Genomic DNA, 22557 nt, shown 5'->3' with positions numbered 1-22557 from the left:
GGGAGTTGGATAGATAATTTCCATCCTACTTTACCCAACAATTTTTTAATCTTCAAAAGCAGCAGCTACCAGAGATAAGGCGACAAGTGGGGCGGTGACGGCTCTGAGGATGCGACGACCGAGAGAAACAGGTTGGAAGCCGGAAGCGATCGCATTCTCGATTTCAGCAGCCGTCCAGCCGCCTTCTGGGCCTGTTGCGATCGCAATGGATGGGTGTTGGGGATTGGGGATTGGGGATTGGGGATTGGGGGAATCACCACTCCGGGCAAAATCTTTATTTTGCAAACAATCTCGTAAATGGGGAGAGTCGCCACGCGCAACGCAGATATAATTTTTGTCCTTTGCCGATGACAAAGCTGTGGCAAAGGGAACAGGATCTAAAATTGTTGGTACGATTTGACGTTCTGATTGCTCAGATGCTTCTATAGCAATTCGTCGCCAACGTTCAAGTTTCCCGGTGCTGGGGTTCAGGAGAGTGCGATCACTTACTAATGGCACAATTGCTACTACCCCCACTTCGGTACTATAGCGCACCACTTCATCAAAACCGTTGCCTTTTGGCAAAGCTGCCATCAGCGTAATTGGTACTGGCAACTCGGTGTTTGGCTGGAGAATTGGTTCTAGAATCTGCGCCTGATTGCCCTCTAGTTTAGCCAGCCACCAGTGTCCGAGTCCATCCATAGCAATAAAGCGATCGCCCTCCCGCAACCGCAACACCCGACTCAAGTAATGCTGTTGTTCAGCCGTCAGGATAATTTGCTGGTTCTGAAATTGGGAGGGTGCGATCGCTAGTCTTTGCATCGCCAATTTGTTTTCCGACTACTACCAAACTTTTAATTTTAGCTGGGAAAACTTTAGCTGACTTAATATGTTACCTGGCTAGTATCTACTGCTTTAGTACCATCTACTTTGGCAGCTACCTGTTCGATATGACTCAAGATGGATCGATTAGGTACAGAGCCTTTAAGAAGGATAGTTCCCCCATCTTGGGCGATATCGAGGGTTTCAATATTCTTGATGTTCGGATCTTTATCAAAAGCAGCTGCAACCCGCTTTACTAAACCGTTGGAATCGTATTCGCCCTCAAGTCCCATATTTTCTGGAGGTGGGGGAGGCGAGTGTACCCCAGCTTTCTCGCGCAACTCCAAGTCATACTCGCCAGTGAGTCCGGGACTCATTTCCTCTTCAATAGCTTCAGCATCGTGCTTGCTCTCTACTTGGCTATTATATACTTGTCCAATTTGCTTTTCTAACCAAGTCATAATTCTTCTCTCCTAACGGAGTTTCTGTATCTTCCATTACACATCTCCCTATTTCTAATTGCATCCCTCATCGGAAATTAGCCATCCGGTATAGGAATTAATCCCAAATAGGGTTGCTTTTAAAGTTAAAAATGCCAAAACAAGCGATTTGTTCGGTTAGCTAAACAATACTTCTAGCTTTTGTTCCGTAAAGCTTAGCCGCACCCACCCAACCTAGAACTACAACTGAGAGTGACACCAGAAGATTAAAGGCACGCCTAACTACACCTTTAAAACCAATTACCACCAATCATCAAAAGAATTGTCATCTGGTTGGTTTTGCTGAAGTTGTCTCTGCTGTGCGGGAGTCAGGACACCTTCTATGCGGGGATTGGGAATTGGGGATTGGGAAAAAGTCTTACCTAGTCCCCAGTCCCTAGTCCCCAGTCCCCAGCCCCGACTACTCCGGCGACGCTTGGTTAGCCTGCAAATAGGCTTCAATAGCATCACTCGCTAACTGAGTCACTGGCTTACCCTGACGAGCTGCCTCTGCTTTCAAGCGAGTATATACCTCATCGCGAACATTGATCCGACGGCGGATTTTAGCGGAGACTTGAATTTCAGATTCTTCTGGCAGTACCACCTCATTAATTAAGCCAGCATCTGACTGGGGTGATACAGCTTCAGATTCATAATCGACAGTAAACTGGCGAATAGCATCAAAACCAACGCGATCGCAAAAATCTCCGAAACTCTCCTCAGTTTGTCGCGACTGCTTGAAGAAGACAAAAATTGGCTCTAACTCACCTTCCAGCTCGTTGATGTGCAGCCGATCCATGTATGCTCTGGAAAGCCGCGTTTGGTCCGGCGAAGCCCCCAGCCAAAGCTGATAAGACTCAGGCGCACTGCCAACGAAGCCTAACTCTGCTAAGTAAGGACGCGCACAACCATTCGGACAACCTGTCATCCGCACGATAATCTTTTCGTTTGCCAATCCTACTTTTTCCAGTAGCGATCGCAACCGATCTAGAATACCAGGCATTGCCCTTTCCGACTCGGTGATTGCCAAACCGCAAGTAGGCATTGCTGGACAAGCCATCGAATACCGCACTAATGGATCGATCTTATCTGCATCTAGCTCAACTCCGCAATTTTGGAGAATCTGGCTAATTGCCTGTTTCTGCTCTGGTTCAATTTCGTAAATAATCAGGTTATGGTTGGGTGTCAGGCGCAACGGTAAGGCAAATTTCTCCTGAATTTCCCGAAGTGCTGTCAAGAGTTTAAAGTCGCCTTCGTCTTTAATCCGACCATTTTCGATGGAAATTCCCAAGAAAAGCTTCCCATCGCCTTGTTCGTTCCATCCCAGGTAATCTTCGTATTTAAATGGCGGTAATTCCTTAAAAGGTGCCAGTTTTTTCCCAAAGAAACCTTCGACAGTTTCCCGGAATTTCTCGACTCCCCAATCCTCAATCAGATATTTCATCCGTGCATGACGACGGTTGACGCGATCGCCATAATCCCTTTGAGTGGAGACAATTGCCTTAATCAGGTCGTAGATATCATCTTTTTCTACATACCCAATTGGATCTGCCATCCGGGGAAACGTTTCTTCTTTGTTGTGAGTGCGTCCCAAACCACCGCCAGCAAAGACGTTAAACCCTTCTAACTCTCCAGAAGCGCTGGTTATTACCACCAAGCTAACATCCTGGGAGTACAAGTCTACCGAATTATCTCCCGGTACTGTCACGGCACACTTAAACTTCCGTGGCATATAATGCTCGCCATAAATCGGTTCTTCTTTCCCGTGTATTATGGTGCCGTTGCCGTTGCGTTGACGCGCCGCTTTTACCTCTGGGTTTTCTTCAGCACTGATAGCTTTTTCGCCATCCAGCCAAATCTCGTAATAAGCACCAGTCTGGGGTGTCAGTAGCTCAGCTATATTATTGGCATACTCCCAGGCATACTCGTATTCTGGGCGATTCTTAAAAGGTGCTGGTGGTGCCATCACGTTGCGGTTGACGTCACCGCAGGCTCCCAACGTCGATCCCATGCTGTTGATTATGGATGCGATCGCGCTTTTGAGATTTTTCTTCAAAATCCCATGCATCTGAAAGCCTTGGCGAGTCGTAGCGCGTAGCGTCCCATTACCATATTCAGAGGCCAGGCGGTCTAAGGTCAGATACAGTTCTGGTGGTGTGAAGCCCCCCGGATTGCGGGTTCGCAGCATGAACTGGTAATCTTTCTCCTGACCCTTAACCCGGTTATCCCGGTTGTCCTGCTGGTATGAGCCGTGAAACTTGAGAATTTGAGTAGCATTTTCTGTGAAGCAGTTGGTGTCTTCCAGCAGCTCACTTGCCACTGGTTCACGCAAATAGTTACTGCGTTCTTTTAGTCCTTCTACTTTAGAAAGCTTTTGGACTGGGGAAATCGGAGATTTTACCATCGGAACTATGCGGCTGAGAGGTTTAATATCACCAGTAAATCGGTCGGAATTTCGGTGTATATCTTTATGGTACTATCACCACTCTCAGTCTCTTGCGATCGCCACCAAAAACCTTGAATTTTAATAATAGTTACAGAAAGCTGGGGAGGAGAGGATTGAATGAGAAAAATTTCTCGTTTCCAGTCTCCGGCTGGCAATCGCAAAAGCCTCCTGTAAAGCGTTCCCAGGTGGCTAGAACAGGACTTACACCCCAGTAACGCAAATGAACCGCGTTGGCGGAGCCTGCCCGTTAGCGCTTAGACACGAAAGACACTAGGACTTACGCACTAGAAGGAAATCAATTTCCTAGCCCAAAGCCCAAGTCAGTTTAAACTGACCATAAAACCTCAAACCAACCCATTTCAATGGGTTTGGGCTTTGAGCCGGAACTTTAGTTCACGGCAAGTGCGTAAGTCTTGGACACAAAGGAATAAGAGTTTGAGAGAGTTTTTGAGTAAGTCCTCTGGAACAGAAAACAGAAAAAAAGACAGGCAAGATGCCTGTCCTACTTTCAGAAGATTTTAGATTTTAGATGCTTGCCTGTTGATCTAGAAACCGTAGCCTACGCCCACATTGACGCTGACAGAAGATGCAGAGCTATCTTGGTAAGGTTTGATTCCCAGTTTGGCATCACTGAAGACGACAATATCTTTGGCAACTTCCGCTTCTACACCTGCTGTCACAACGGGAGCGCTTTTGTTACCAAAGGTGGATGGCTTGCCTTCCGCTTCATGGATGCCGTAGCCAAGACCGACGTAGAGGTTGGCGTTGTTGGTAATAGCCTGGTCGTAGGTAATTGTCGGGATAATGGTGCTGGTTTCATTTGTGAACTGCACGGAACCTCTAACAGAAACTGGCGTCTTTGGAACCGCGTAGCGACCTTGAATAACACCGCCGATAGCAGCAGCATCTCCGTCTTGTCCACCATTAAAAGGGTTAGCAGAAGCGCCTACACCTACATAGTTTGCATCTGTTCCTGTAGGCTTAGCAGAGGCGGCAAAACTAGAGCCTAAAATTGGAGCGATCGCTAGTGCTGATAATACAGAAATTCTGGCAACTGATTTGAGAGCGCGTTTCATAATTACTTCCATCAATTCGGCTGGTTTACATTTGCCTTGTTATTCTCAATGTCGTTGTAAAAAACAAAAGGTTCCAGAAATTTGACAAGAAATTTTATTACATAAAGTAAGTTATTTTTTTAAGCCGTATACTGCTTTAAGTACCTACTGGCAAGCCTTCCATCTCTTGCTTACGGTTGATACATTACATCTTTATGTCTAAAGTAAGATATATTTTCGCCAAAAAGCTAGGCAGCCATAGCATTTGCTAAAATTAGCCGCCTATGACGGTGGACTGTTAGAAAACTGTCACATACCGTCCGGAAATACAAAGTATCAAATGATGGAATATTCATTTCAACAAATGGATATTCAAGAGCGATGAATGGGATAAAATAGGTTATAATATAGACAGGATATTTTAAAAGAGGTTGCAGCCTGTTTATGTAAAAATGAAAGGCGGCAATTGAATGATTATCCTAGGTGGGAGAGCCGCCTTTGTGTTTTGATCGCTCTTAAGGCGTGGTGCTTGAGGTTACGACCAACGCAATATAAGCGTTTGTTGGGTAACGCTATCAACCTACAATTATTATGTGAAAAGCAGCATAGAAGGCAGGCAGAGAAATGCTAACGCGCATATACACTTGCGTCGCGTCCGGAAGCTTTTGCCTGATAAAGAGCCTCATCAGCTGCCTTTAGCAGCGTTTCCGGTAAGGTATCGCGATCGGGAACCGTACAAGCGACACCCAAACTGAGGGTGACATACTCGCTAACGAGGGAGCTGGCATGAACAATCTTTAATGCTTGGACGGCGGCCCGAATTGTCTGTGCAACTTTAAAAGCACCGCTTCCGGTAGTATTTGGCAAGATCGCCGCAAATTCTTCGCCACCGTAGCGAGCAACTAAATCCGCAGGTCGCTTGAGAGCAGTGGCGATCGCGTTAGCGACTGCAATTAAACAGGCATCTCCGGCTTGATGACCGTAGGTATCATTGAAAGCTTTGAAACAGTCAATATCGCACATGATCAGAGACAGAGGAAAGCGATCGCGTTTAAGCCGCCGCCACTCTTGGTCTAAGTATTCATCAAACCGGCGACGGTTTGCCACCTGAGTCAGACCGTCTAAAGTAGCAAGGCGCTGTAATTGAAGATTAGCGGCTTGCAATTGTTGATAGAGTTCCGCTTGTTGAATTGCCATTCCCACTTGCGCCGAAAGCGATTTAAGCAAATCCATTTCCCAAGGTTGCCATTGTCGGGAATCGCGACACTGATGAGCAATCAGCAACCCCCACAATTTGGAGTGTGAAGATTCAGAACAACTAGAATCTCCCAAGGTTTGAACCCTTTCTTGTAGGATGGGAACGACTAAGTTAGCTCTAACCTGAAATCGCTCCAACAAATTGATGTGACACTGGCTGAGTCCGGATGTATAGATATCTGTCACTGCTTGGACGCGACCGTGCTGATAAAGATGGACGTAGTTTTCACTAAAGCAACGATCTGCGATGCAGGTTCCCAGAATAGGAGTCCATCTGGGGTCTTGTGACTCCACAGTGATAACACCAGTCCAGTCTGGCTGAAAACGGTGGACTAAAACGCGATCGCACTCCAGAAATTGCCGCACTTCTGCTACTGTAGTGTTGAGAATCTCGCCCAGATCGAGAGACTGACGGATGCGCTCTAGCATTGATCCGATCAGTCGTTCCCGGAAACATTGCAGCCGCAGCGCCTCCTCAGTGGCTTTACGCTCGGTGATGTCGGTGATAGTGCCAATAAAGCCGACAATACTATTCCCTTGCCCTTTTTCTGGTACCGCCTGACCAAAAACCCAGGTTACTACTCCGTCAGAACGCCGAAATCGATACTCGTAGGCAAAGGTGCAGTTTCCTACCATTGCTTGGTGCCATTCAACGAGCAGACGTGAGCGATCGTCAGGGTGTATCGCTTTTATCCAGCCTTGTCCTAGTGCCTCAGCCAGCGTCAGTCCCGTGAGTTCGCGCCAGCGCTCATTGACATACAAGCAGTTCCCTTCAGCATCTGTGTGGAATATTCCCACAGGCGACATTTTAGCTAGGGTGTAATACCGATACTCACTTTCTTGGAGAGCTTCTTCTGTCCGCTTACGCTCAGTAATATCAGTAGTTGACCCCGCCATCCGATAGGCTTTGCCAGTTTCGTCTCGAAATGCCATCCCACGACAGAGAAACCACCGAACACTACCATTTTTGTGCAGCATCCGGTGTTCAATTTCAAATTGAGGTGTTAACCCTTCTATATGGATATTCGCTGAAGTCATCACCCATTCCCGGTCATCAGGAGATATCAGCCGCAGCCAAGCAGCTTGGTGATTGGGGATTTCCCGATCCGTATAACCCAGCATCGCTTTCCAGCTGGGGTTGAAATACATTTCACAAGTCTGGAGATTCCAGTTCCAGAGTCCCACCTGACCAGCTGTGACTGCTAAGGCATAGTGTTCCTCTGCTTTGTGGGCGGAAGTGATATCCTTCATCTGACACCTCTGTGAAGATTCCCATTCACCCTAAAAAGTAAGTTTTTTTGCCATGATAAGCGCAGTCTAAAGTAGATGGAGGAAATGTTACAGATAGTGTTTTCTTGGGGTGTGCCATGTTGCTCCAATTGCGCTATTTTTGACGCAACGTTTGTTTTAGCTGGTGACGTTCTAGATTTAGGGATAGTTGCTGGAAGGTAAGTGGGGGGATTTCAATTTGATAAATCTCATGCCTGAAAGATAAGCGATCGCAAGGCATTGTCTAGTGGTGTGTGATCGGGGTGTTTTAAAGTGTGTTTAAATCAATATGACATTGTGCTGTTATAGCGGTTTTTCTTTCAGTCGAACATACCTCGCATTACGGAACGTGGTAATCTATCTATTGCGGCTGTTGTGGATGAATGCAGTTGCCCATAACCGCAACCATTGCGGGCCAGAGAATTGAAAATTACCAATCAATACATCTCGGTTAACGTTGTGATGTAACCTTAACCTAAATGTATCGAGTCGCCTACAGTGATCGCTTTCGTCGCCGCTTCATCTGAAACGCACCAGCGATCGCGTCCGCGTGCTTTCGCCTGATACAATGCCTCGTCAGCTGCCTTTAGCAGAGTAGCCGATGAGACATTAGGCATAGGAATTATGCAAGCGATGCCCAAACTGAGCGTGACACACGAACTAACTGTAGACTTGGCATGAGCAATTCCTAAAGCCTTGACTTGCTCTCGGATTGTTTCTGCTATGTGTAGCGCACCAAAAATCTTAGTGTTGGGCAAGATCGCCGCAAATTCTTCGCCGCCGTATCGTGCCACTAAATCTGTTGACCTCTTTACGGCTAGACCCAAGGCAGCGGCAACATTTTGTAGACACAAGTCTCCACCCTGATGACCGTAAGTATCATTGTAAGGCTTAAAAAAGTCAATATCGCACAGGATCAGAGATAGGGGCAATTTTTCCCGTGCCATATGCCGCCACTGTTGATCGAGATATTCATCAAACCGTCGTCGGTTTGCCAATTGAGTCAGACCATCGAGGCTAGCAAGGCGCTCTAACTTCTGGTTTGCCGCCTCCAGCTGTTTGAAGAGAAAAGAAGTTTGCAACAGACGGCGCACGCGCTGGCGCAGTACAGGCCAGTGGATCGGTTTAGTGACGAAATCAGTGGCTCCCACCTCAAAGGCTCGGTCAACGGACTGTTTGTCCTCAAGACCTGTAATCATCAATACAGGAGTGCGATTGCCTCCGGGGAGCGCTTGCAATTGTGTGCAGCAAGTGAAACCATCCATCACTGGCATAATGGCATCCAGCAAGACAATATGCGGTGCGAGGCTTTGGAAAGCAGCTAAGCACTCCTCGCCATTCTCAGCCTCAACGACTTTGTATCCTTCTTTCTCCATTGCTCGTCGCAGCAGACAGCGGATGATTCTGTCATCGTCCACCACAAGGACAACCGATTTGACAACAGAAAGCTCGTTCATTCTTGATGCCGCGCTCGTTCTTCTTGCAACCCCGTTTTAACACGTTCATACTCAGCTTCTATCTGGGATATAAGCGCTAGTGCGGCTGGATTGAATTGACCGTTTTTAGCGATCGCTTCTACTTCCTTACAAAGTTCAGATAGAGCGATCGCACCCAGGGTTGCACTGGTTGACTTCAGGGTGTGAGCCGCGTGTCCCAGCGCCAGCGTATCCAGGGCATCAGCGGAATTTCGCATTGATTGCAACAGTTTCGGGGCATCTTCCAGATAACTATCAATCACCTCCACCATAACGGATGCAGCATCGTCGCCAAACATATCAGACAACGCTTGTAGTTTTGAATGGTCAATTGCTGGCTTGTCAATAAAAACCTCGGTTGCGTCGGCGGCTTGCCTGGGAAGCGGTCTACAAAGCTCTAGTGCCTCAACCAGCGCCGATCTATGAATCGGCTTGCTAATATAATTGTCCATCCCCGCATTTAAGCATTCATCGCGATCGCTCTGCATAGCATTCGCAGTCATCGCAATAATCCAGGGACGTTCTTCATAAGACAATTCCTGACAGATGTGACGAGTTGCCATCAAGCCGTCCATCTCTGGCATCTGGACATCCATCAGAATCACATCATAAGGCTGGCGTTGCACAGCTTGCAGCACTTCCAGACCGTTGCTAGCAATATCAGCTCGATACCCCAGATGTTGCAACATATGCAGTGCCACCTTCTGGTTCACAACATTGTCTTCCGCTAACAGAATTCGTAACGGCAACCGTTCGTGCATGGGATCAATTGGCACTTGTGAAGAGTGGGAATATGGTGAAGGGGGCAAGTCGCCTAGGATATCGCTCAAAACATTGTAGAGCTGAGACTGTTTAATTGGTTTATTCAGGAAAGCCGCAAAATTCACTTCGCACTTCTCAATAGGCACATCTCCTTTGCTAATAGAAGTCAACATCACCAGGGGCAAATGCTTGCCTCTAGCCAGAGTACGAATTTCTGTTGCTAAACTCAGACCATCCATATGCGGCATTTGCATATCCAGAATGGCGATGTCGAACACTTCCCCACTAGCAAGCCAACGCAGTGCTTCTTCCCCAGAAGTAGCAGCACGAGGAATCATTCCCCACGAAGTCGCCTGCAATGTCAAAATTTGCCTGTTTGTAGCGTTGTCATCCACAATCAGCAGCTTTTTCTCAGCCATCATCTTGTGCGGATTTAGGTAGTCAACAGGCGAGGGATTGGGAACAGATGGTGCTAGCAGGGTGAAATAAAAGGTAGAACCTAGCGAATTGGGGATTGGGAATTGGGAATTGGGAATTGGGGATTGGGAATTGGGAATTGGGACTTCCTTCCCTTGTTCCCCAGTCCCCAGTCTCCAGCCCCCAGTCCCCAGCCCCCAGCCCTCAGGCGAATTTCCGGCAATACTGATTTCTCCAGAAGCAGCTTTACTAACAACCCACATTTTACCGCCCATCAATTCGCTCAACCGATGACTGATGGCAAGACCAAGACCAGTTCCTCCATATTGGCGACTGGTAGAAGAATCAACCTGGCTGAAGGCTTTAAACAGCCGATCCATCCGTTCTTTAGGAATGCCAATGCCAGTATCTCTGACGGCAAATTGGATTTCATAAATAGGGGATGGGGAAGAATTATCCTCAGTCCCCAATGCAGTAACTTCAACAACGACTTCCCCCGCTTGGGTGAATTTGACAGCGTTGCTGAGCAAATTTACTAAGATTTGGCGTAACCGAGTGACATCGCCTGCGATCGCGATTGGCACAGAAGGGTCTATCAGGTACGCTAATTCCAGGTTTTTTTCTGCCGCTTTGTGTGCTAGCAAGTCTAGGGATTCTTCTATACAGCAGCGCAAATTAAAAGGCTGTTCTTCCAGATCCAACTTGCCAGACTCGATTTTAGAAAAGTCGAGAATATCGTTAATGATGCAAAGTAAAGCATCCCCACTGCTGCGAATGGTTTCAGAAAAGTCTCGCTGAGTAGGGGAAAGTTCCGTGTCAAGCAACAAGCCAGTCATCCCAATCACCGCATTCATGGGGGTGCGGATTTCGTGGCTCATTGTCGCTAAGAATTCACCTTTGGCGCGGCTGGCGGCTTCCGCCTCTCGTTTTGCTTTTTCTAAGGCAAAATTTTGTGTGGTTAATTGTTCGCGTTGGCGCGTTTCTTGCTCTAAAAGTCGGGCTTGCGCCAAGGCGATGCCTACTTGATCTGCTACGGCTTCTAATAATTCGATTTCATCATCTGTCCACTGGCGGAAGTCGTCACACTGATGTAAGCCTATGACACCGTTTGGTTCTCCTTGATAGGAGGTGCGAATCGCCAACATGGATTTGAGGTTGATTTGTTGGCATATGGAAGATGCTGCGTCTAGCAAAGGATCGATGTAGACGTTTGAAGAGACAACGGCCTTATCTTGAGCCATCATCTTTTCAGCATGAGGATTGCCGATAATTGGCACTTCTATACCCAAAATCGATTCATACCCAGGCTCTAAATACTCAGCCATAAATGGAATTTTCCGTTCCGTGGGCGTGAGAACATATGAGTGAATGACGCAACGATTGACCGCAAAGGTTTGGCCAATTTGGGTAGCTGTGGTTTGGAAAATTTCCAGGGTATCCAGCTTGGCGCGAATCTCTTGGGTAATGCTTTTGAGCAGCAAGGCTCTGGAAACTTGCCGATTCAGGGCGTTGTGGGCTTTTTGATGCTCAATTTGGCTACCCACCCACTGCGCCATTAGTTTCAAAAGCTCTTTGTCTACAGCTTTAAATTTTTGACTTCGCGCCTTGGAACTGGCGAAGCTGAGAGTGCCGTAGATCTCGCCGTCCACCATCACTCGGACTCCCATATAAGCTTCTATTTTCACTGTCTTGTAGACAGAATGATTGCACCATTGGGAATCGCTCTTGGACTCAAAGCTAATTGGTTCGGTTGCTTGCAGCGCCGTGTGGCAATAGGTCTGCTCTACTTCAAAAATATCTCCTTTTTGCAGGCAATTGTCCTGTGTTTCGATTCCTCGAACTATCAAGCGTTTCTCGCCACCACCAAAAGCCACGCTTTCAAGTTCCGTTAAAATCCCAATTTCTAAACCAAATCGCCAGCATCCCATATTCAGCAGCTGTTGGATGCGTTGGTCAAAGTTGAGGTTTTGGGCAGCAGTTACTTCATAAAGTAGCCGAATTGCTGCCTCGCTCTGTCGCAGTTCTTCCTTTGCAGCTTTTCGCTCGTTGATTATCTCGGTGAACATGATGATGCCACCAATCTCACCCCCAGTCTTACGCCAAGGATGTATCTCCCACCTCATCCAGTCTATTCTGCCGTCAGCACCCAGGAATACGTCTTCCTCGCACTTCTGGACTGAACCAGCAAGAGTGCGCTGATGAATTTTTTTCCAGCGGTCAGGAATTTCGGGGAATACCTCGTAGTGAGAGCGACCGATGATGTTTTGGTCGCCTAGATTGTAATCTATCAGCCATTGGCGACTGGTGATTATGTAACGCATATCGCAATCAAGCATGGCAACGGCTGCTGGTGTGTTGTTCACGAACAGGCGCACGAGTTCTTCCCGCTGACGCAGTGCTTCTTGTGCCAGCTTTGCGCTAGTGATATCGCTGCCAATTCCCAGAAACCCGGTTACAGCACCTTGTTCGTCGCGCAAAGCTGTCACTGATAGCAGCACTGGGAAGCGGCTGTTGTCTTTACGAATGTAAGTCCATTCGCGCTCATATAGCTCTCCCTGACGAGCGCGGGTTACAAATACTTCAAAACCCGGTTCAATGGTGACTCCCAGTTCTTGCGATAGTTCTGCGGCACGCTGCACTACTTCGTCTATGTCATGAAATATGGCAGGCGTGGTTTTCCCAATTACTTCTGAAGCTGCGTATCCTAAGCATCTCTCGGCGGCGGCATTAAAGGTGCAGATTGTGCCGTCTGGTGTGGTGGAAATGATTGTGTAGTTGGCACTATCCAAAATTGCCCGTTGCAACCTGGTTGTCTCTTGTAGCTTCCGCTGTGCAAGTTTAGCGAGAGTGATGTCTATCGCTACACCCAATACTGCTGGAGTTTCTGAGCCAGCAGGGTTGAAGGGAATTTTAATAGATTGCATAATCCGCACATTGCCCTGGTGATCGGTGAGCGTTTCTTCGGGAATGATTTGGAGTTTTCCACTATTTATGACTTCCAAATCAGCTTCTAGGTACCGACGGGCATCTTCCGGTAATGGCACAAAGTCAATTTCGTTTTTGTACAACATTTCCTCAACTGTTGTACCCAATACCTCTGCGATCGCTTTATTGGCCATAATGTAATTGCCATTCTGGTCTTTGGCGAAAATGCAATGAGGCACCAAGTCAATTACCTGACGCAACACGCGATCGCTTTCTTTTGCCTGCTCTAGGGCGTCGAAGCGATCGTTTATATCTCTGAGGGTGCCAGAGGTGCCGATAATTGTTCCATTAGCGATGGTCAAGCGGGCGTGAATTTCTATCCAACGGTAGCCACCGTCTTTAGTTAAATATCTAATTTCATGGCGACAATAATCTTTTTTGCCTTCAATTAATAGTTGAAATTTATCTATAGTGTCTTCACAATCGTCGGGATGAATATATTTGTAAAACTCAGTGCCGATACTTTCGGCAATAGAAAATCCAGTGATTTCTGTCCAGGCGGGATTGAGAAATGTCAATAATCCGGCTGCATCTGTCTGAAAAATTACTTCTTTAATATTGTCAATGACGGAGCGATAGTTTTTATTGCTTTTGTGCAGCATCTGCACAGCCCGCTTCCGCCTGCTATCTGAGCGTTCTAACTTAGCAATATTAACTCTAAGCTCCATCTGCGCGATCGCTTGCCGCCCCAAGGCTTGCAACGCCTGAATCTGCTCGTTTGTTAAATTTCGTGGAATCGTGTCTAGCGCGCATAAGGTGCCAACGGGAAAGCCATCCGGTGTCACTAAGGGAACTCCCGCATAAAACTGGATACTGGGAGCTGACACTACCAGCGGATTCCCGGCAAAACGTTCATCTTCTAGGGCATTGGGTACGATCAGCGGTTCATCGGGCGAGAGAATGGCATGGGCGCAGAATGCCACTTCCCTGGGTGTTTCGGTTGCTTCTATGCCGACTTTTGACTTGAACCATTGCCGATTTGCATCCACAAGGCTGATTAAAGCAATGGGAGTGCCGCAGATATAAGAAGCCAGTGCCGTCAGGTCGTCGTAGGCAGCTTCGGCAGCAGTATCGAGAATTTGATAGCGATGTAGTGCCTGGAGCCTAGCCGCCTCATTGCTAGGACGGCTAGGTGCTGCCCAATTCTTAGGCGACGGTTGTGGCCCTTGAGGGGAAGAATCCTGCCTCTTGTCCCTAGACTTGACTTTTTTTGAGCTTTTATTTGAGCTTTTAAATGATGACAACTGATGCAGAAACCGCAAACAGTTGTTAGTCAAGTGTTTTAGGAGAGGATGGAGGACTTTCATAATACAAAGATCAACTAGAGCTGAAAGATCGCTGGGAAATTTTCCTTTGAGGTTCTTGCCGAAAGGCTACCCCAACACGGCGTCTGTATAACCTTACGGAAATGCGTCAGGAGAACGGATTTGATAATTTGATTGATTTTTGTGCAAAACCCAGTAGATACACCAGTCAAAATCGCCCCTACTCAATGTAAGACCTCTTCCCTAGGAAGAGGTCTTACAATCTATGATTCCCAAACAGGGGGGTTAAATTTCATTCACGTCGATCAGCTCTTTATTTCTCCTGTCAAACTTCCTCAGACAGGATTGAGTTCTGCTTAGGCTCAATTGTGAGATTGGGTAAGCCTTCGAGTTTTTCTTTTTGTTGGGCTTCTTCAACTTGAGGCACCAGGAGGGTTAAGCCGCCGGGAACGCACTCAATGTCAACGGGAGTTGTGCCAATGATTTCCCCATCCAGAACGACTTTCTGGGGGGGATCGGTTCGTACTTGAATTCGTCTAGCGCGTAGATAACCGATGTCTTCTCTCTCGGCGGCATTACCACTTAAGGCGGTTTGGAGTAAGTGATAGGAAGCTGCGATCGCTCCCGCCCTGTTTACTGGTGCTACTACTGTTAAATCTAGCAACCCATCATCCACAATTAGACCAGCTGGCCCTTGCGCCAAAACTGATGTGGGTGGTGCGGCGTTGGCAACTGTCACCGCCGCCGCCGCAAGTTTAATGATTTTGTCTTCTGTCTCAATCTCAACTTCAAACCTGTCGAAATCCCGCAGCTGTTGGAATCCGGCCAAGATATAAGCTAATATACCGAGGCGATTTTTAGTTTCCCTATCCGCCCGTTCCACCATTTCCGCCTCGAAACCAATCCCAGCTAGTAAAACCATTGGTTTGCCGTTACAGTAGGCGGCATCTACTACCCTGGTTGTCCCTCCCAAAATCGTTTCGCAGGCGGCATCTATGGTGTCGGGAATTCCCATTGCAGAGGCAAAGGCGTTGGCAGTACCCCGCGAAATGATACCCAGCGGAATATTGGTTCCCACTAAGGCTCCGGCGGTGGCTGAGAGGGTGCCGTCACCCCCGGAAGCAATGATGCTACTAGCACCTCTTTCAATGGCTTCTTTTGCCAGTCGAGTCGCATCAATGTCTGGTGTCGTCAGATATATATCCAGGTCAATTTCTGGATCTAAAAGCGCTCGGATTTGTGCCAAATCTCGGTCAGGGTCGCTTTGACCTGCAACTGGATTAAAGATGAGACAGGCAGAACGGTTCATAATCTTAGTTTTTAGTTCTTAGTTATTAGCCATTAGTCATTAGTTATTAGTTGTTAGTCATCAGCCCTTAGTCATTATTTATTAAGGGGATGGGCAGTTCTTGATTTACCATAGGGCTGCTGCCCCGCCTGCTATGATCAAGCAGGCGGGACGCAGATATTCAATTTGTTAGTCATCAGTCATTGACAACTGACAACTGACTAATCACATCCCTGTCCCAGGCGACGCATATTGAGAACATCGCTGATTTGGCGAATTTGGGTAAAGCAGCGCTCAAGTTGGTCGCAGTCGCGAACATCGATGCACAGGTCGATTACTGCTGGTCGTCCTTCAGATGTTTTCACTGTTGCACCGCGTACATTAATGTGGTCATCGCTCAAACGCGACAGGATATCGTTAAATATTCCCACGCGGTCAAGCACTTCTATTTGAATGTTGACAGAGTATGTTTCGGGACGACCTGCTGCTGTGTTTATGGGGTTCCAGCTGACCGGGACTACGCGATCGCCCGCTACGTTAACCACATTGTTGCACCCTTGTCGATGAATGGAAATGCCGCGATCGCGTGTAACTACACCGATAATCGCTTCACCAGGCAGGGGCCCGCAGCACCCAGCGCGGTGATAAAGTAATCCTTCTACGCCAGCGATCGGGGATTTATTGGTATTAGTAGGAACAGAGCGTGTCGGTGTCGGCATTTGTACAGATGCGAGATCCCGCATTTCTACCGGGGCAGCCAATTGCGGCTGAGTTGCTTTGACGGCTTCGCGGATGCGATTTACCACCAAACTCAGGGTGACTTCGCCGTAACCCAAAGCAGCAAGTAAATCATCGACGCTGTGGTAGTTACATCGCTCAGCTACTGCTTGCATTGGTGTAGATTTCAGCAATGCTTCAAAGCCACTTTTACCCATTTCTTTTTCTAGCAGTTCCCGACCGCGGGCGATGTTTTCGTCGCGATGCGATCGCTTATACCATTGCCGAATCCGGTTTTTTGCCCCGGTTGTCATCACAAACTTCAGCCAATCCAAACTAGGACGGCTGTTTTTCTGGGTGATAATCTCCACAATATCCCCATTCTTCAGCGGCGTGTCTAGCGTCACCATCCGCCCATTTACCCGCGCACCAGTGCAGCGATTTCCAACTTCTGTGTGAATTCGGTAAGCAAAATCAACCGGAGTGCTGCCACCAGTCAAAGGGACTACATCGCCTTGGGGTGTAAACACATAAACATCGTCATCAAATAAATTATCTTTAACGTTTTCCAGGTATTCCTGGGCATCTTTCAGGTCGCTTTGCCATTCCAGCAGCTGCCGCAACCAGGTGAACTTCTCATCTACCGCCGTCATCTTAGTCCGGCTAGAACTCCCCGTTTCCTTATATTTCCAGTGGGCTGCAATTCCATACTCTGCCACATGGTGCATTTCCAAAGTACGGATTTGCACCTCTAGGGGACGACCTGTTATTCCCACAACAACCGTATGCAGTGACTGGTAGCGGTTCGGCTTGGGTAAACCAATGTAGTCTTTAAACCGACCGGGAATCGGTCGAAAGGCATCGTGAATTACTGCCAAAGCCCGATAGCATTCTTCATTCGTCTCGACAATTAACCGAATTGCTGCTAAGTCGTAAATTTCATGAAATTCTTTCTGCTGCCGCCGCATCTTCTGATAAATTCCATAGAGATGCTTGGGTCGTCCGCTGATATCAAAGTAGTTGATTCCAGAGGAGGCGAGTCCCTGACGCAGAATTTCTACAACGTTTGCCAATCTGATTTCTCTGTCTACCCGTTTCTCCGCCACTAAATCTTGCATTTGGCGGTAAGCTTCGGGTTCGAGATACTTGAAAGTTAAATCTTCCAGTTCCCACTTAAAGCGCCCGATACCGAGGCGATTTGCCAGGGGTGCAAAGATTTCTCGCGTTTCTAAGGCAATTCGCCGCCGTTTATGATCCGGTAGGTGTTCTAGCGTCCGCATATTGTGCAGTCGGTCTGCTAGTTTGACTACAATTACTCGAATGTCCTGCGCCATTGCCAGAAACATTCGGCGGAAGTTCTCGGCTTGGCGTTCTGTCTTGCTGGAGAAGGTTTCGGAAAATTTAGAAAGCTTGGTAACACCTTCTACCAGATGACTCACTTCTGCGCCAAAGCGCTGTTCTATTTCTTCGATTGTAATTTCTGTATCTTCGACTACATCGTGCAGGAAGCCGGCAGCAATCATAGCACTGCCACCGCCAAGGTCGCGCAAAAGTCCGGCAACGGCCACGGGGTGGCAAATGTAGGGTTCTCCAGATTTGCGAGTCTGTCCTTCGTGCAGGGAATAAGCAAATTCAAATGCGCGACAAATCAAATCTGCATCGGCTAATGTAGGAGAGGGTTTGCTACCCGCACCTTCCGAGGTTGCCAATGAGGTGTTTTTTTGACTATCGTTCTGCCCGGATAGCAAACATTCCTGTAGCCAGTCAGGAATAACACAGTTAATGGTAGTAGGAGTCTGAGTTTTGGTGTTCATACTGTCAAGCATCATAAAGAGTAAAAATAGCCAGTCAGTAGCGGATGGGTGGCAAAAATGCTAGGGGCTGCGTTGAAAAGTCCCTAGTATATTGGAATTTTGGATTTTTATTCAGCAAGGCTCGATGGTAAGAATATTGTCAGAACAAGAGAGATGCTATGGGAAAGCCGGAGGAAGCGATCGCATTTTGTAACCACTTCTACGCTTTTTGCTTATTACTCTTGCGCCGATATCAAACTTGCTTGAAGGTCACAAGCCTACACCAGTTACCTGATGTTCACCACTCGCCTTTCAGGAATAGACAAAATTCTTTACATTGATTCTAGCGGAACTAAGTGACAATGTTGCCCCAATCTTACCGCCAAGGCTATGAGAAATTTGCAATAGCTTTAGAGCTGCTGCTGCAAGCAGTGAGGGCTGATAATCAAGAGCCAAAACTGGTAAATGAGAGATTTCAAGCCTTAAAACAAGTTTATGCCCAAAATGTCGCTATTTTCAGCGGTGATGATTTAACGTCAGAAACGTTTCCTCGGTGGCAGTCTTTCCAGACAGAAATAGTGCGATCGCAACGACTTCTAGAGATGGATGCGATGTTTTTGCAGGCTTCTGGCAACTCAGCAACTGTCCTTAAGAGGAAAAATGCGATGAGCGATCGCATCTCTACTCTGATAAGCTACTGCGAAGCACTACTGCAAGCAAAAAGCGAATAGCAGTTTTTTTTCGATGGGACAAGAAAAATAGCTGCCTTGTGGAAGTGCCAGATGTCACCACAAACCAGTAAATTAATAAAAAAATTGAACTGGGAGGGGAAAAGAACTGGTGAACTGTCCCAAATGTAAGAATGTACAACTACTCGACGGTACGCTGGAGGGAAATTTACCTGTAAAGCAGTGCCACGAATGCAAGGGAACCTGGATTCCCTCTGTAGAATATGAGGCATGGCAGAGTAAGCAATCGCAAGTGACACCCGTAGATCCTGAATTGCTCTGGCAAACGCTGGATGTGAATTTTGTGCAGTCTCCCTACGATATGAAAGCGGCGCTGTGTCCGGAGTGCAGTCGCTATCTTTCCCGCGCTAAGGTGAATCTGAAGACAGCGTTTTATCTGGAACGCTGTTTAAATTGTTCCGGGATTTGGTGCGACAAGGGTGAGTGGGATGTGCTATCTAAACTAGGGCTGCATACTACAATTGAGCAGCTATTTTCCAGCGAATGGCAAACGCGGGTGCGGGAACGGCAGCAGGTTGATAAAGAACGTGAAGCCACAATCGAAAAACTAGGCCCGGACTTGGCATCGCAAATCTTTGAACTAGCTGAAGCTCTAGCAAAACATCCTAACGGAGATTTTGGTGTAGCCTATCTAATGCGGCAAGTAGGAGTTAGTAAATAATGGGAATTGGGAATTGGGGATTGGGGAATTGGGATTGGGAACCATTGAAGATTTTTCTCCCAGTCCCCAGCCCCCAGTCCCCAGCCCCCAGTCCCCAGTCCCCAGCCCCCATCCCCCCTTCCAATGAGTGAATCCCTGTTTTGTGTAGAAAATTTGCGAGTCGCCTATCCCAGCCGCCGATCTGATTCAATGCCTAGTTGGGCTGTGGATGATGTTTCTTTCACCCTGGAACCAGGAGAAAGACTCGGTTTGGTGGGAGAATCGGGTTGCGGTAAATCAACGCTGGGACGAGCTGCAATGCGCTTGTTACCAGCCTCGACTCGGATTGAGGGACGGGTGACGTTTGCTGGACAGTCGGTTTTTGATCTAACTCCACCTCAGTTGCGGCGGTTTCGAGGGGAAGCGGTGGCGCTGATATTTCAAGATCCGATGACGCGCCTTGATCCCCTGATGACGATTGGGAAACACTGTGTAGAAACTCTCAAAGCGCATCAACCGCAACTGTCGCAGCGACAGGCGAAGGAAAAGGCGCTGTCTACTTTAGAGGCGGTGAAGATACCAGCCAGCCGATGGTCGCAGTATCCCCATGAGTTTAGCGGCGGAATGCGGCAACGGGTAGCGATCGCGCTGGCTTTGCTCCTCAATCCTAAGTTAATTGTGGCAGACGAACCCACGACCAGCTTAGATGTCACTGTAGCAGCGCAAATTTTACAGGAACTGACGCGCCTGTGCAACGAACGGGAAATGGCGTTATTGCTGATTTCTCACGATTTGGCAATGGTGGGCGAATATTGCGATCGCATTGCCGTAATGTATGGTGGCAAAATGGTGGAAACTGGTGCCGCCAAGTCTATTTTTAGCAGACCACAACATGAATATACGCGATCGCTCCTAGCCGCAGCTCTGCACCTCAGGGCAAAAGAGGGAGAGAGTGGGACTGTAGGAGACTTGGGAGAAAAAGCCTTTTCCCCCCAATCCCCAGTTCCCAATCCCCAGTCCCAAGTCCCCATTTTGCAACTGACAGATTTGCAGCAGCACTACACTTTAGAAAGCAATTTTTTTACCCAAATGTTTTCTAAGGAAGTCCCGGTTATTAAAGCGGTGGATGGGATCAACTTAGCGCTTTATCCTGGGGAAATTCTCGGCTTGGTGGGGGAATCTGGATGCGGTAAAAGTACCTTGTCCCGGACTATTTTGCAGCTAATTCGCCCTACTGGGGGAAAAGTTGAGTTTTTGGGGAAAAATTTAACCCAGATGTCTCAAGAAAGTGTAAGGGCAACGCGGCGGGAAATGCAAATGGTATTTCAAGACCCCCATGCTTGCTTGAATCCGTTGATGACGGTGGGGCAAAGTATTGCCGATCCCCTGTTTATCCACAAGCTGGCTACCCGTGATGAGGCAAAAGCGCAGGTGATGCAGATGCTTGAGAGGGTGGGGTTGACTCCTACAACTGAGTATTATCAGCGTTATCCATCTGATTTGTCTGGCGGACAGCAGCAACGGGTAGCGATCGCTCGTGCTTTGATTACCCGCCCGAAACTGCTAATTTGTGATGAGCCTGTGAGTATGCTGGATGCCAGCGTTCAGTCGCAGGTGCTTGCCCTAATGTTGGAGTTAAAGCGCGACTTCGATCTCACGTATTTATTTATCACTCACGACCTCTCAGTAGCAAGATTTTTGTGCGATCGCATCGCCGTTATGAATAGCGGTTGCATTGTCGAACTTGGTTCCACCGAAGACATTTTTACTAACCCCCAGCACCCCTATACTCAGACATTACTGCAAGCCGCTCCTTTATTGGTATCCCAGCAAATATAAAAAGTTATGAACTTTGCTAAAAACTCAGAGTTATGCCCGTGTCTATGAACGAAATTTTGTGCTAAAATTTTCCAGAAGACTTAAATTCGGCTGTATGTTTGTTATTTCTATTGACAGGCGTTTCTCCGGATTAACTTTCTACACATCTGATTCTGGAGATATCCAATGTCTATCTATGTAGGCAACTTATCCTACCAAGTTACGCAAGAAGACCTCAGCAACGTATTTGCTGAGTACGGCACTGTTAAACGGGTTCAGCTACCAACCGACCGTGAAACTGGTCGGATGCGTGGTTTTGGTTTTGTAGAAATGTCAACCGAAGCTGAAGAGAACGCTGCTATTGAGGCTCTTGATGGAGCTGAGTGGATGGGACGGGATCTGAAAGTAAACAAAGCCAAGCCCCGCGAGGATAATAAAGGTGGTGGCGGTGGTGGTGGTCGTTCTGGCGGCGGTGGCTGGGGCGGCAACAGCAGAGGCGGCGGCGGCGGCGGCGGCGGCTACCGACGCTAATAAAGCTATTCCGCTAAGGCAATCAATTTACTCATAATTGCTGGATATTAAAAGCTTATTGCTCCTTACTATCCAGCAATTAAGCCAATTTTAGGAGAAGACAGGATGACCCAAGTAGTTGTAGGCGAAAATGAAAACATTGAGTCAGCCCTGCGCCGATTTAAGCGTCAAGTCTCTAAAGCTGGAATTTTTCCAGATATAAAACGCCAGCGTCACTTTGAGACTCCCCTGGAAAAACGCAAGCGCAAAGCGATCGCCAGAAGACGTAAAAAGCATTTTCGTTATTAAGTCTTAAAAAAGACTCTCATACAAAAGGCAAAGAATTCTTTGCCTTTTGTTTTTTTAATGGGGATTTTCCTGCACAAATCCATATAGCTATAACAATCCTATTTGAGCTATGAAAGTTATCTTTTAAACCTCCCACCTAGGCGCGACCGGAGGAGGAAAGGGGGGAGTTTATATAACAACAATTCAAGGGTTAGGTGCGATACATCTGTAGGGACATGGCAATGCCATGTCCCTACCAAGGTGGACTGGATGGGGTGCGTGTCACCTTCTTGAGAGAAAAATTAGGCTAGGAAAGAAGTCTACCTCCCAAGGATCTGATGACTCCAGAAGAGCAAGCACAACTGCAACAGAGCATTGATACCATTGCTCAGATTCTCTATCGCAATACCCCTGCCGAGCAGTTGCAAACATTGGAAGGGATTGAGCAAACCATTCGCCAGCAGACTCAGGAACTGGTGTTGCCTCAATTGGGTGTTTTTTTATTGCAACAATGACTGCAACAACGGAAGGATACCCGCGAAC

General features: G+C 47.6%; 17 protein-coding genes. 6 read left to right on the top strand and 11 right to left on the bottom strand.

Annotation, left to right across the window (positions count from 1 at the left end; genetic code table 11):
- Positions 1–45: 45 nt before the first annotated feature.
- The 11 genes from NDI42_RS05225 to NDI42_RS05175 all read right to left on the bottom strand — a co-directional run bounded on the left by NDI42_RS05225 (position 46) and on the right by NDI42_RS05175 (position 18030).
- A complete protein-coding gene (locus tag NDI42_RS05225) occupies positions 46–801 on the bottom strand; it encodes a 16S rRNA (uracil(1498)-N(3))-methyltransferase (RefSeq protein WP_190451930.1) in 756 nt (251 codons plus the stop codon).
- 62 nt (positions 802–863) lie between these two features.
- Complete coding sequence (locus NDI42_RS05220) at positions 864–1262, bottom strand: BON domain-containing protein (protein WP_190422595.1); 399 nt, start codon at positions 1260–1262, stop codon at positions 864–866.
- Between the two features lie 279 nt (positions 1263–1541).
- Positions 1542–1742, bottom strand: coding sequence for a hypothetical protein (locus NDI42_RS05215; RefSeq protein WP_190451798.1), 201 nt, complete (start codon positions 1740–1742; stop codon positions 1542–1544).
- A complete protein-coding gene (gene sir, locus NDI42_RS05210; protein ID WP_190451796.1) occupies positions 1702–3684 on the bottom strand; it encodes a sulfite reductase, ferredoxin dependent in 1983 nt (660 codons plus the stop codon). The genes NDI42_RS05215 and sir overlap by 41 nt, the downstream gene beginning before the upstream one ends.
- A gap of 5 nt (positions 3685–3689) precedes the next feature.
- Complete coding sequence (locus NDI42_RS05205) at positions 3690–3887, bottom strand: hypothetical protein (protein WP_190451793.1); 198 nt, start codon at positions 3885–3887, stop codon at positions 3690–3692.
- A 384-nt stretch (positions 3888–4271) separates the two neighbouring features.
- The gene (locus tag NDI42_RS05200; protein WP_348231372.1) at positions 4272–4814 is read right to left on the bottom strand and encodes a hypothetical protein; all 543 of its coding nucleotides are present in this window, start codon (positions 4812–4814) and stop codon (positions 4272–4274) included.
- A 594-nt stretch (positions 4815–5408) separates the two neighbouring features.
- The gene (locus NDI42_RS05195) at positions 5409–7289 is read right to left on the bottom strand and encodes a diguanylate cyclase domain-containing protein (RefSeq protein ID WP_190451791.1); all 1881 of its coding nucleotides are present in this window, start codon (positions 7287–7289) and stop codon (positions 5409–5411) included.
- A gap of 488 nt (positions 7290–7777) precedes the next feature.
- Entirely contained in the window at positions 7778–8764 is a 987-nt protein-coding gene (locus NDI42_RS05190; protein ID WP_190451788.1) for a response regulator, read from the bottom strand.
- Positions 8761–14253 carry a PAS domain S-box protein gene (locus NDI42_RS05185; RefSeq protein WP_348231371.1) on the bottom strand — a complete coding sequence of 1831 codons (5493 nt, stop codon included), beginning with the start codon at positions 14251–14253 and terminating at the stop codon, positions 8761–8763. The genes NDI42_RS05190 and NDI42_RS05185 overlap by 4 nt, the downstream gene beginning before the upstream one ends.
- Before the next feature lie 283 nt (positions 14254–14536).
- Positions 14537–15520 carry a YegS/Rv2252/BmrU family lipid kinase gene (locus NDI42_RS05180; RefSeq protein WP_190422622.1) on the bottom strand — a complete coding sequence of 328 codons (984 nt, stop codon included), beginning with the start codon at positions 15518–15520 and terminating at the stop codon, positions 14537–14539.
- A gap of 200 nt (positions 15521–15720) precedes the next feature.
- On the bottom strand, positions 15721–18030 hold the full coding sequence (locus NDI42_RS05175) for a RelA/SpoT family protein (RefSeq protein ID WP_190422734.1): 2310 nt from the start codon (positions 18028–18030) through the stop codon (positions 15721–15723).
- Positions 18031–18371: 341 nt separating this feature from the next.
- Between NDI42_RS05175 and patD the strand changes: the two genes are divergently transcribed.
- The 6 genes from patD to NDI42_RS05145 all read left to right on the top strand — a co-directional run bounded on the left by patD (position 18372) and on the right by NDI42_RS05145 (position 22529).
- A complete protein-coding gene (patD, locus tag NDI42_RS05170) occupies positions 18372–18740 on the top strand; it encodes a heterocyst frequency control protein PatD (RefSeq protein ID WP_190451784.1) in 369 nt (122 codons plus the stop codon).
- A gap of 109 nt (positions 18741–18849) precedes the next feature.
- Positions 18850–19419 (top strand): zf-TFIIB domain-containing protein, encoded by a 570-nt coding sequence (locus NDI42_RS05165; RefSeq protein ID WP_190422629.1) that lies wholly within the window; start codon positions 18850–18852, stop codon positions 19417–19419.
- 123 nt (positions 19420–19542) lie between these two features.
- Positions 19543–21237, top strand: coding sequence for a dipeptide ABC transporter ATP-binding protein (locus NDI42_RS05160; RefSeq protein WP_190451782.1), 1695 nt, complete (start codon positions 19543–19545; stop codon positions 21235–21237).
- A gap of 165 nt (positions 21238–21402) precedes the next feature.
- Positions 21403–21747 carry an RNA-binding regulator gene (gene rbp / locus NDI42_RS05155; RefSeq protein WP_190441695.1) on the top strand — a complete coding sequence of 115 codons (345 nt, stop codon included), beginning with the start codon at positions 21403–21405 and terminating at the stop codon, positions 21745–21747.
- Between the two features lie 105 nt (positions 21748–21852).
- Entirely contained in the window at positions 21853–22035 is a 183-nt protein-coding gene (rpsU, locus tag NDI42_RS05150; protein ID WP_190422635.1) for a 30S ribosomal protein S21, read from the top strand.
- A gap of 317 nt (positions 22036–22352) precedes the next feature.
- Positions 22353–22529 carry a hypothetical protein gene (locus NDI42_RS05145; RefSeq protein WP_190451779.1) on the top strand — a complete coding sequence of 59 codons (177 nt, stop codon included), beginning with the start codon at positions 22353–22355 and terminating at the stop codon, positions 22527–22529.
- The last annotated feature ends 28 nt before the right edge of the window (positions 22530–22557 follow it).

The organism is Funiculus sociatus GB2-C1 (assembly GCF_039962115.1).
GTDB classification, from domain to species: Bacteria; Cyanobacteriota; Cyanobacteriia; order Cyanobacteriales; family FACHB-T130; genus Funiculus; species Funiculus sociatus.
Note: the sequence above shows the minus strand (reverse complement) of the source record. Positions and strands in the feature narration are given on the sequence as shown.